This is a genomic window from Pseudomonas brassicacearum, assembly GCF_003732225.1.
GTDB classification, from domain to species: Bacteria; Pseudomonadota; Gammaproteobacteria; order Pseudomonadales; family Pseudomonadaceae; genus Aquipseudomonas; species Aquipseudomonas brassicacearum_E.
Window position 1 is genome coordinate 205296 of sequence record NZ_MOBJ01000001.1, and the last position, 11912, is coordinate 217207.

At 60.0% G+C, this 11912-nt stretch carries 10 protein-coding genes; all 10 read right to left on the minus strand.

Annotation, left to right across the window (positions count from 1 at the left end):
* Positions 1–88: 88 nt before the first annotated feature.
* Positions 89–361, minus strand: a complete 273-nt coding sequence (locus BK659_RS01055; protein ID WP_123423339.1) for a hypothetical protein — start codon at positions 359–361, stop codon at positions 89–91.
* On the minus strand, positions 358–1650 hold the full coding sequence (locus BK659_RS01060) for a motility associated factor glycosyltransferase family protein (RefSeq protein WP_123423340.1): 1293 nt from the start codon (positions 1648–1650) through the stop codon (positions 358–360). The genes BK659_RS01055 and BK659_RS01060 overlap by 4 nt, the downstream gene beginning before the upstream one ends.
* Positions 1651–1729: 79 nt before the next feature.
* Positions 1730–2656 carry a ketoacyl-ACP synthase III gene (locus BK659_RS01065; RefSeq protein WP_123423341.1) on the minus strand — a complete coding sequence of 309 codons (927 nt, stop codon included), beginning with the start codon at positions 2654–2656 and terminating at the stop codon, positions 1730–1732.
* 217 nt (positions 2657–2873) lie between these two features.
* Positions 2874–3926: a pseudaminic acid synthase gene (gene pseI / locus BK659_RS01070; RefSeq protein ID WP_123423342.1), complete on the minus strand. Its 1053-nt coding sequence runs from the start codon at positions 3924–3926 to the stop codon at positions 2874–2876.
* Positions 3919–5424, minus strand: coding sequence for a UDP-2,4-diacetamido-2,4,6-trideoxy-beta-L-altropyranose hydrolase (gene pseG, locus BK659_RS01075; RefSeq protein WP_123423343.1), 1506 nt, complete (start codon positions 5422–5424; stop codon positions 3919–3921). Before pseG ends, pseI begins: the two co-directional genes overlap by 8 nt.
* Complete coding sequence (pseF, locus tag BK659_RS01080; RefSeq protein WP_123423344.1) at positions 5421–6128, minus strand: pseudaminic acid cytidylyltransferase; 708 nt, start codon at positions 6126–6128, stop codon at positions 5421–5423. Before pseF ends, pseG begins: the two co-directional genes overlap by 4 nt.
* Positions 6125–6745: a pseudaminic acid biosynthesis-associated methylase gene (locus tag BK659_RS01085; RefSeq protein ID WP_123423345.1), complete on the minus strand. Its 621-nt coding sequence runs from the start codon at positions 6743–6745 to the stop codon at positions 6125–6127. The genes pseF and BK659_RS01085 overlap by 4 nt, the downstream gene beginning before the upstream one ends.
* A gap of 150 nt (positions 6746–6895) precedes the next feature.
* Positions 6896–8065, minus strand: coding sequence for a UDP-4-amino-4,6-dideoxy-N-acetyl-beta-L-altrosamine transaminase (gene pseC / locus BK659_RS01090; RefSeq protein ID WP_123423416.1), 1170 nt, complete (start codon positions 8063–8065; stop codon positions 6896–6898).
* A 110-nt stretch (positions 8066–8175) separates the two neighbouring features.
* Positions 8176–11106, minus strand: coding sequence for a TIGR00180 family glycosyltransferase (locus BK659_RS01095; protein ID WP_123423346.1), 2931 nt, complete (start codon positions 11104–11106; stop codon positions 8176–8178).
* A gap of 55 nt (positions 11107–11161) precedes the next feature.
* The gene (locus tag BK659_RS01100; protein ID WP_123423347.1) at positions 11162–11890 is read right to left on the minus strand and encodes a cephalosporin hydroxylase family protein; all 729 of its coding nucleotides are present in this window, start codon (positions 11888–11890) and stop codon (positions 11162–11164) included.
* Positions 11891–11912 lie beyond the last annotated feature (22 nt).

An 11912-nucleotide genomic window follows, 5' to 3' on the forward strand; every position in this document is an offset into this window, starting at 1 on the left:
TTGTACGAGACCCACGAGAGAAAAATGACGTCAGGAAATTGCCGACAACAGGGCCGCGAGAGGATCGCCTTTGTCGGCAGAAAACTATTCAGTGGTGAGCGTGACCGGCTTCCAGCAAATCGATCAATTCATACTCCATGGTGTCGGCCAACCGCAGCCAGTCCTGCGCCTCCTGAGCGGCCAGCATCGACACGAGCAGTTGTGCCCACTGTTGCTGGATCTCTTGCGAGGTATCGCAAAGAAGGTCTTGCACCTTATCGAACACATCGACCATGGTCAGCGCTGCCTCGACATCACGCCCCAGACGAAACAGCCCGGCGCACTGCCGGCAATCGATAATGCATTGTGCAAGCCCGTTCATTGCACGAACTCCTGATTGAACGTCGTCCCCACAATCATCGCCCCGGCCCGGCTGCTGTTAAAAAAGCGGACCTGCGGATGCCCGGCAATGTAGCGCTCCAGCTCACACAGGTAACTGCGGAAGTTCAACTGCGTTCGAACCCGCTGCCCGTGTCCATCGAGCACCCAGTGCTTGGCCAGGTTTACCCCCTGCCCCAGATCGCCATCATTCCAGCCAGCATGGGTTTTGTTCATCGGGAACGCAAAGTCGGCACCGAACAGGGTAATCCGGTCCGCGCCCATCTTCACCGCCAGATCCACCGCCGGGTGGATCACGCTGCCACCCACATACAGATCAGCCTTGCTGATCTGTTGGCGAATAGCGGCATAGACCGGGCTGGCGGAATACCCGACATAACGCGTGCCCTTCCAGGCTTTCAGCACCTGCGGATCGCTCATGGGCAGGTACACCAGCGGGATGTTGTCGGAGTCCTCGGGCGGCAAGTGCCTGAAGCTGATTCGCCGGTCGATACTGACCACCAGATCCGGCCGGATACCATGCTCGCGCAACGGTCGGTAGGCAGTATCGACACTGATGAACAAGGGACGCTGCTCGCGCTCGCTCACCGCCCGAAGCTGATCGAAATGCAGCTCAAGGCTTGGCCCCGTGCCGATCACATAGACTTCCCGACCGGTACACGTCGCGAACAACTCGGCCACATCGCGATCACGGCTAACGAGCTCACGACTCTCCTCCAGCCGCTCAATGATCGCCGGAGACTGCGGATCGAATTCACGATTGTTGAAGGTAAGGTGCACTTCGCTGATCAGCCGATCGCGAATCTTGGCATTGAAATCATCTGCCAGCAGCATCTCGGACGGTAACGCAAAAAACGGCAGGTGGATGTCCGACAAGTCGCCGGCATAGATCAACTCGACCCGCGGATCACTGAGCCAGTGCCGCTGATCGAGCAACTGCAACGTCAACGAGAAAATCGCGCCATTGAGAATATGCACGTACAAACGCTGGAGCTCGGTGTTTTCAAGCAGTACAGACTGCAAGTCACCCAGCCCTGTGCCGTAGACATGGACCACGTTGCTTGCCGGCGGCAGGCTGGCCGCTTGCAACCGCGCTTCGCGCGTGCGGTCATGGCGACTGGTGAGCTGGATACCGGCAATGCTCAGGGTCGACCCCAAACCTTCCACCAGCTCAGCCTGAACCGCCGCGCTGTCTTCAGTCATCAACCGTACATGCAGCGCCGGCCAGCGACGTTCTATCACCTGGAAATTGTCTGCAACGCTGTCGCTCATGCTGCCTCGCTTGTCATTCAGGCAAAAAAAAATAGCGTTCAAGGCTACACCTTGGACGCTATGTTTTATGCCACAAGATTCAGGGGCGATAAATGATTGCCGAACCCCACGAGAGCCCTACACCAAAACCGCTCAACGCGACGCGCTTCCATTTGGAGTCGAGTACGTGTTTTTCCAGCAACAACGGAATGCTCGAAGACACGGTATTACCGGTCTCGACCATGTCCTTGATGAATTTTTCAGGATCACCTTCGAAGCGCCGCGCCACGGCGTCAACAATCGCCGCACTGCCCTGGTGAATGCAGAACGCATCGATATCGTCGGCGTGCAGGCCAGACTCATCGAGCAACTCGCGCAAATGCGCCGGGACTTTCAGCAACGCAAAGTTGAACACCTGACGACCGTTCATGAAGAACACCCCATCAGTGACTTTCAGGTGCGGTGCGCCGGAGCCGTCGGTGCCGAACTTGGCCTTGCCCAACTGCCACGGGGCGTCTTCGCCCATCCAGGTCGCGGTGGCGGCATCACCGAACAGCATGGTGGTGTTGCGATCTTCGGGGTCAACGATTTTCGAGTAAGGGTCGGCGGTCACCAACAGGCCGTTCTTCAGGCCCGCGGCTTCCATGAAGCCCTTGATCGCGTAGATGCCGTAAACGTAGCCAGAGCAGCCCAGGGAGATATCGAAGGCGGCAACGGTGGTAGGCAGACCGAGCTTGTCCTGAACGATTGCTGCGGTGTGCGGCAGACCTTCTTCGTCGCCGTTCTGGGTGACGACGATCAGCACATCGATCGATTCGCGCTTGAGTTCGGGGTTGTTGGCAAACAACGCATTGACCGCTTCGACACACAGGTCCGAGGTTTCCTGCCCGGCGTCTTTACGCGGCAGGAAAGCGGAACCGATCTTGCCCAGGATGAATTTTTCATCCTTTTCGAATTTTGCACCTTGTGCGTAATTGTCCACGCCGGCTACAGGTACGTAGCTCGCAATGCTTTTTATGCCAATCATTACGGCTTCCCAATAATAAACAGCTGAATACCCCCGTTCGCACGAATCGAGGGGCGCCGACACATAGGCCCGCAACGGGCAACCACGGAAAGCCTAAAGGGCTATCACTGAGCCGATTACCCGGCCAGGCGCCATCTTCCCGATCAATACAATACAGTGAAGATGCGCGTTATGACTCGCAGGTCACGCTATTTTGCGCAATCTGCCACACAAGCGCTCATTCGATAAGCGACCAGGCCAGCGGAGTGCCGCGCTTTAGAGGCTCGCGGGCACGTCGTCCGATAATGCTTTCAGCGTGCTTGGGCGCCAGGCCCAGACCCGGGCGAATGGCTCGCAGGTTCTCTGACGTGAACACCTCACCGGCGGCCATGTCCCGGGCAACGTAAAGCGAACGACGGTACACCAGCGACTTCTGCTCGGCCTCGGTGACGCCATAACGCACCTGCCCCAAGGCCTGCCAGGCGCGCTCGGTCTCGACCACCAGACTGGCCAGTTCGGCCGGTTCCAGCGAGAAACTCGCGTCGACACCGCCGGCAGCCCGATCCAGGGTGAAGTGCTTTTCCACCACCGTCGCCCCAAGGGCCACCGCCGCTACCGAGACCCCGACGCCCATGGAGTGATCGGACAATCCCACTTCGCAACCAAACAGTTCGCGCAGGTGCGGGATGGTTCGCACGTTGCTGTTGGCCGGCGTGGCGGGGTAAGTGCTGGTGCATTTGAGCAGCACCAGATCCTTGCAGCCTGCCGCACGCGCTGCACGCACGGTTTCATCCAGCTCGGCGATGCTGGCCATGCCGGTGGAAATGATCAGCGGCTTACCGGTGGCCGCCACCCGGCGAATCAGCGGCAAGTCGGTGTTTTCAAAACTGGCGATCTTGTAGGCCGGCACGTCCAGGCTTTCGAGGAAATCCACGGCGGTCTCATCGAAGGGTGTCGAAAACGCCAGCATGCCCAGCTCTTTGGCCCGGGCAAAGATCGGCGCATGCCATTCCCACGGGGTGTGCGCCTTCTCGTATAGCGCATACAGCGAAGTGCCTGCCCAAAGGCTATTGGGATCCTTGATAAAGAACTCGTCGTGATCCAGGTCCAGGGTCATGGTGTCCGCGGTGTAGGTCTGCAGTTTCAAGGCATGCGCGCCAGCCTTGGCCGCGGCCTCGACGATCTGCAACGCGACCTCCAGAGACTGATTATGGTTGCCGCTCATCTCGGCGATGATGAATGGTGGCGCATCGACACCGATCATGCGGTCGCCAATCTTGAAGCTAGTCATGTCTGTGCTCCTTCAATACGCGCGTGAACGCGCAAGCGCTCTGGGTAAAACCGGCTTCGCGAAACAGGCTCAGCGACGGCCGGTTGGCAGGCAACACCTGTGCGGTGATGGTGCGCACTTGCGGCCAATGGGCCGTCACAAAGGCTTCGCCACGAGCCAGCAGCACCCTGCCCCATCCCAGACCGAAACGGCCTTCGAACAAATAAATCGAGACTTCGGCGCTCACCCCATGAAGGTCGTAGCGCAGCACGCCAACCGGGCCATCACCGGCCTCGGCAATCAACAGCAAGCGCTGCTGACTGCTCAAACTCGCGGCCAGCCAGGCCTGGTGCGCTTGCCAGTCGATGCTGCGGTTGTCCAGCGACCAGCGCCGTACCGCCTCGGCATTACGTCCATCAAACAACAGACGCGCATCGTCCAGCGTCGCCTTGCGCACCGGCAGCACAGCACCGGCCAGCGCCGCCGCGACCCGCTGCGCCCCACGGCCATCGACCAATTGCCGAGAGCGCTCGGCCAGACTCTGGCGCAAGCCCTGATTACCCGCGACAAAGCCGATAGCCTGGCGCAGTTGCTCGACACTGACCTGCTCCCGCGCGCCCAGGAACACATGGGCGCCCGACGTCGCCATGACCTCGCCATTGGCCTGCTGATTGTTCGACACCGCAATACAAATCGTCGGCAGCCCCATGGCCGCCCGCTCCCAACTGGTGCCGCCACCGGCGCCGATAAACAGGTCGGCTTCGGTCATCAGCCGGTAAAAGTCGTTGACAAAACGCTGTAAACGCCAGTTCGGGCGACTGACCGCCAGCGCCTGCATCTGCTCCCACGCCGGGTTGTCGGCACCGGCGACGAAGTCGACTTCCAGTTCATGGAAATCGGTCATCGCGAGCATCGCATGGTGAGTCTGCCTCTCCGCATCGAAGCCGCCGAAGTTCACCAGTACGCGCTTGGCCCGGGGTTTGATTTTGATTGCCGGGCAGCAGAACTCATCCCGCAGCATGGCGAAACGCGGACCAAACAAGGTCTGACATCCCGGGGCAAGCAGCGAAGCATAGGCCTCTGGCGTGCCAGAAAGATTCTGGTTGAGCAGCAGATCGACGCTGTAGGTGCGAGTTGCCAGATCATCCACTGCGCCGATCCGTGGTGCCCAGCGACGGGCGGCGGTCTGCCAGTGGTGATCGAGGCCGTAATGGTCGGCAATGATCCAGTCGAACGTCGCGTGCTGTTCCAGCGCTTGCCCCAGCGCGGCGATGTCCGCCTGCCACAGCAGCATGGCCTCGATGGCTTGCTGCGGGTCTTCATCGGGATAGCGATCCGGCAGCGCGAAGGTTTCAAAGCCTTCAGCGGCGAGACTGTCGAGCCGATGCCCCGGCAACAGGCGACAGGCAAACGCGACGTGCGCGCCCATCTGGCGCAAGGCTCTGGCCAAGGTCAGGCAGCGGGCGATGTGGCCGCTGCCAATGGTCGGCGAGGCGTCGGCACGGATCAGCACTCTCATTGCAATTCACCGCCAGCCTTCAGTGCGGCGTACAGGTACTCGGCGCGCTTCCAGTCTTCGAGGGTGTCGATGTCTTGCACCAGATGGCGCGGCAGGATCACCGGCAGGCTCTGCGACGAATACAACACATCGCCGCGCAACCAGGCACTGCTGCGGCCCCAATAGAACTGCCCGGCGTCCTGATAGGCCGGCGGCAAATCCTGGGAGCGAGTGTTACGAAATTCCGGGTACAACGCACTCAAGGCGCCCTGATCGTCAAGAGTCAGGGCACGCTGCACCGGAAAACCAAAGTCGCACACCGAGAACGCAAACGACTTGTCCGGATGCTGTTCCAGCCGCTCCAGACCCTGTTGCAGAAACCGCGTTTGCAGCAGTGGCGCGGTGGCGTAAATGCAGCAGGCGTAATCAAAGTCGCTGCCCTGTCGATGCAGTTCTTCCAGTGCATGGACAATCACCGCCGCCGTACCGGTAAAATCATCGGCCAGAGCTGCCGGGCGCACGAACGGCACCTGCGCACCACTGGCTCGGGCCAGATCGGCGATTTCGTCATCGTCGGTGCTGACCACCACTTGGGCGAACAACCCCGAATCGAGGGCCGTTTGAATTGAACGGGCAATCATCGGCACGCCGTCAAACGGCTTGAGGTTCTTGCGCGGTATGCGTTTGCTGCCACCGCGGGCCGGGATGATGGCGACGTTGCTCAACGGCGTTTTTCCAGAAGAAACCAGGTGATGTCATCCACCGGGAATTGCGGGTCGCGGTGATAGCCAAACCCGTAGTCCACCAGTTGCAAGTCATCATAGCGATCAAGCATTTCACCGGCAAAATCGCGCTTGAACAACTTGCCGCTGTTACCGCGATATGACACCTCGACCGGCGCCGGGTTGTAGTACTCGGCGATCAATATGTAGCGCCGACTCAGTTCATACAGCTGCGCATAGGCCGCCGGCAGCAGTTGTGGCGCCAGGTGAATCAACACGCCTTTGCTCAGGGTCAGGTCAAAGGTGCGTTCGCGGGGGAAGTCGAACAACGAACCGTGCCAGATCTGCGCAATCCCCAGTGCCTGCGCCTGGGCATATGCGTTGGCATTGATCTCCACGCCAAACAGTTCGCACTGCGGCAATAATTGACGCAGCGCCTGCAGGTTGTTGCCGGCATTGGTGCCCAGCTCCACCAGGCTGTCGATACGCCCGGCCCGCGTCAACGCCTTGGCAAACAACGCCAGGTTGGCCGCCACCAAAGGCTGGCCCACGTTGCGGTCGACGTACTGGTTACCGAAGTCGCCTTGCCAGAATTTTTCCTGCTCGCTCAGTTCGCGCATCACACATTCCCATCCGCTCATGACTATGGCCTGGTGCTATCCCCGTAGGAGCTGCCGAAGGCTGCGATCTTTTGATCTTTTCAAGATCGCCGAAAAACAAGATCAAAAGATCGCAGCCTTCGGCAGCTCCTACGGGCTATTGAGCAATATTTATTCGATCAGCCGGCGCAATTGCTCAACCACGTAATCCTGCTGCTCATCGCTTAGAAGCGGGAATAGCGGCAAACTGATTGCCTCTCTGAAATAACGTTCGGCTTCAGGGAAATCACCCTCTTCAAAGCCCAATTCGCGGTAGTACGGTTGCAGGTGCACGGGAATATAGTGCAGGTTCACACCGATCCCGGCAGCTCTCAGCGTATCGAATACTTCGCGCTGCGTGACACTGATCTCGTCAAGCCGCAAACGCACCACGTACAGATGCCACGCTGATTCGGCGCCCGCTTGGGCGACCGGCAATACCAGCGGCAAATCCGCCAGCAAACGGTCATAGCGGGCGGCCAATTGACGTCGCTTGGCGACAAAGCTGTCAAGCCGGGCCATCTGCGATAGCCCCAGGGCCGCGTGCAGGTCGGTCATCCGGTAATTGAAGCCCAGCTCCAGTTGCTGGTAATACCACAAGCCGTGATCGGGCACGTCCATCTGCGCCGGATCGCCGGTGATCCCATGGCTACGCAAGCGCCGCAGGCGCTCGGCCAGTTCCGGGCGATTGGTCAACACCATGCCGCCTTCGGCCGAGGTGATGATCTTCACCGGATGAAAACTGAAAATCGTCATTGCCGCAAACTCACCACACCCCACCGGTCGCCCCAGATACGAAGCGCCCACCGCGTGGGAGGCATCCTCAATCAAGGTGAAAGCGTAACGCTCGGCCAGCGCGGCCAGGGTGCGCATGTCGCAGCTCTGGCCGGCAAAGGCCACTGCCACGACGACCTTGGGCATTTGTCCAGCGGCCTCGGCAACTTCAAGTTTTGCTGCCAGCAACCGGGCGTCGAGATTCAAGGTCAGCGGATCGATGTCGACAAAGTCCACCTCGGCCCCGCAGTAGCGCCCACAGTTGGCGGACGCGACGAAGGTATTCGGGCTGGTCCACAACCGATCCCCCGGCCCCAACCCTGCCGCCAGACAGGCAATGTGCAACGCCGCCGTGGCATTGCACACGGCCACGGCAAAATCAGCCTGGCAATGTTCGGCCATCGCGCTCTCGAAACGCGCAATGGTTGGCCCTTGGGTCAACCAGGGTGATTGGAGCACCTGCACCACCGCATCGATATCCGCTTGCTCGATGCTCTGGCAACCATAAGGAATCTGATAGGTCAGCATGACGGGAACCCGCTCATCCATACCCCATCCAGACACTCCCGGCAGTTGCCGGAAGCGAGAATCAATTTGCCAATGAACATGGACAGCGCCCCTCTACCGTTACGCCAGACTTAAACCAGCAACCGCGCCCAATCCACGCTGGTCGCATTGCCAAGGGTGAAACCCTTGCCGGTCAGGGCGAGGTTCTTGTTGTACGCCAGATCATGCTGGAACGGCCCGGCCCATTTTTCACGCAAGGCCGCAAGTGCCTGCGGTGCATCGGGCAAGGTGCCTGGATGGATGACCTGCACTTGCGGCGTCCACACCACCAGATAGCCGGCCTGACCGGCCTTGAGGCACAAATCGACATCGCCGTAGGTGTTGGCAAACGCGTGTTCGTCCAACCCGCCAACCTCGTCGAACAACGCTTTGCGGATCATCAGGCACACCGCCGAGACGGCGGAGTAATTCTGCTCCAGCACCAGGCGATTCAGGTAGCCCTTGGCATCCTTCGGCTCGCCGACGAAGGCCGAACCGACGCCGTCGTTCATGCCCAGAATCAGCCCGGCCTGAGTCACTTTGCCGTCGCGATCCAGCAGCTTGGCGCCGACCACGCCAACTTCCGGGCGCTGGGCCTGGTTGAGCAGGGAATCGAGCCAGTTCGGGTTGACCACTTCGCTGTCTGCCGCCAGCAGCACCAGGTATTCACCCTGGGCCTGCTGACTGGCCTCGTTATACAACGCCGACAGGCTGAGACGCTCGTGCGCCCGCAGGACACGGACCTTGTCGCCCGGCTGCCCGAGGCTGTCCAGCCATTGCTGGATGTCCGGTGACTGGCTCGCGTTGTCGGCGATCAGCACTTCGTAACGGGTGTAGCGGGTTCGTTGCACAATCCCGGTCAGGCACCGTTGCAGCTGCTCCAGATTGTCCTGGCTCGCCACGATAATCGACACCAGCGGACGCTCGGTGTGACGGTAATCGATTTGATAAGTACCAGGCTCGGCGGAGCTGATTTGCGCCTTGTAGCCACGGGTCGCGAGATGACGGATCAACGCCTGACGTTCGTGGGCATTGTCTTCCAGCACCGGCGCCCGGGCGATCAGCAACGGTTCGTCCAGATGAGCCAGCCAGGCCAGGCCGCCCTGCTCGATGATGCGCAGCAGCAAGTCGAACTCCAGCGCCTTGCTGAAGTCGGCCTGGTAACCGCCCGCGTCCAACAACACATCCTTGCGGATCAGCCAATGCCGCGCCATCAGCGCTGGCAGGCTTTGCAGCAGGTCGAGGTTGAAGCCTGGACGGAACACATCGATCAGCGCGCCAGTGGTGTCACGCTGAATCTCGTCCGCTGCCACCGCTCGGCATTCGGGCGCGGCGTGCAGTTCCAGACCTGCACGCAACAAACCGCCAGCGGTGAACTCGTCCCCCGCCTCGACCAGCAGCAACCAGTCGCACGGCGATTGACGCGTGATCTGATTAAGCTTGTCGACATAGTTGGCCTGCGTCACGCAGACAAAGTGCAAGGTGTTGTGCACCGTCGTTGCCGCCAGCGGCTCGCCCGTGGTGAACACCACAATCTTGAAGGCGTGGTTGTGACCTTCCAGCAGACTGTCGAGGGTGATCTGTAGCTTGGCCGCGTCGTTGTCCAGATCCAGCACCAGAATGCCGAACTGTGGACCGCCGTTGTGGGCAGCCAGATAACGCGACGTCGCAGCGACTTCGTCAGCGTCCGGGGTGCGCGCCGCCAGCCACTTGAGCAGGCGACCGGAGCGCATGGCACCGAACACCTCGTCATTGCCTTGAGTCGACACTGCGTCCAGACGCTCGGCCCAGGCGAACATGTCCCGCGCGTCGTCCGCTTCGCCCAGAAGCTCCAACTGCTGCGCCAGACGCTTGACCACCTGACGGTTGAACGGGTTGCTGGCGTACGCGTACCCCAGGCGCTCGACAACGCTTTCAGGGGTGTCGTTATTGCGTGGCCGCATCATGTCAGCCTGCATCGTCCAGATACCTTCGAGCCCCTGAAGCTGAACGCGGCCGGCCGGCATGGCGTGCAGCAGAAATTCAAACTGGCTCAACAGGTCGAAGAACTGTTGATTGTAGAAAGGCATTTCGACGTATTGCAAAAGCCCGAATTGGCGGTCCGGCCCCTTCTGCACATTGTTCCAGCGCGATTCGAAAATCGGCTCGGCAGTCAACGCCCGACGGTTGCGCAAGCTGTCGGCCAGCGCCTCGAAACTGTCCAGTGCCAATTGCCTGGCCTGCTCCACATCAAGACCGGTGCGGGTACTCGGCAACGTCGCCAGCAATTGGGCGAACGCTTCACGATCCGCTACCGATTTGGCATCGGCGAGGGTCAGGGTGCTGTAGATCTCGGTGTTGTGCTCCGACTCAAGGTAATTGACCTCTCGCACCACATACGGGATCGGCAGAATTCGCGCCTTGGCCATTGCCAGCATGTAGTACGCATGGCCGATTTCCTGCCATTCGAAGATGGTGTTCTCCGGCATGAGCGCGTACCAGTCACGCAACAGCTCAGTGCGGTGAACCGCATAGAACGGCGGGATGTACTGATGCATGAAGTCGATGACCCGGTCCTGCGCGCGCTCGGATGAATAGTCCTCACAGACCTTCTTGTCCCGACGGTAGTAGCTCACGCTGTTGGCCAGGGTCAGGTACATCAGGCAATAGCCATGGCACATGCCGTAATCCGGATTCGCTTCCAGGAACGACACCGAAGCGTCGAGGGCGTCATGCACGATGAAGTCATCGTCGGCGGCAAACACCATGTAGGGCGTGGTGACTTGCTGTACGCCATAGTCGAGCTTGGCCCGAATGCCCCAATAACCGTACTGCGGCAGGTGCTGATAGTCGACCGAGGGGTACACGCCGTCGATGCCATCGGTGACCTGGGTCGAAGAGTCCAGCACCAGAATCCTGCAAGGCAAGGCACTGTAGAACTTCACCGCCCGGCGCGCGAAGGCCGGGCGGTTGTGGGTGATGAGTACCACCGTCAACAACTCGTTCAATGGTAATCCGCTTTCAGAACCGTACTTGCCTTGCATAGTCTTTCCCCACAACCGGCGTATCGCCCGATGAACTCAACAATGATGTCGTTGCTTAACGAACCCGACGCAGATAGCCGTCCGGCGCCACGGTGATCAGCAGCTTGCTGTGAATCCGCGCATCGATTTCAAAGTCGCGGTTTTCTTCCAGGTAGGCCCAGACAGCAGTTTTCGGGTTATCGCCCTTGCCCCACGGACGATCCGGGAAAGCGTCTTGCGGCATGTCTTCGACCACGGTGTCCATCACCACGCAGTAGCTGCCGAGCGAAACCATCGGCGCGTACAGGCGCAATTCTTCAAGGACGTGTTCGTGGGTGTGGTTGGAGTCCAGAACTACCAGCACTTTCTTGCCGGCAACCCGCGCACGCACTTCATCAACGATGGCCGGATCGATGCTCGAACCCTGGATCATGCTGATGCGTCGCGCCATCGGGTGGGCTTCAATGGCTTCGCGGTTGTGTTGACGAATGTCGATGTCCACACCCAGCACTTCGCCGTGGCCGATCAGTTCCAGCATCGAGGCGTAAAACACCAGGGAGCCGCCGTGGGCGATGCCCGTTTCGACGATCACATCCGGGCGCAGGTCCCAGATGATTTCCTGCATGGCAACCATGTCCTGAGGAAACTGAATGATCGGCCGGCCCATCCAGCTGAAGTTGTAGGTGTATTTGTGTTTGGCCGTGACACCGACCCAGTCCAGCGACTCGGACTGAAGTTTTTTGTCCTGCTGCAAGCCTTCGATGTTCTGGCTTACTTCTTCGCGAAACTGCTCATGAGGATTCATGCAAACGCTCCGATACGGGGTG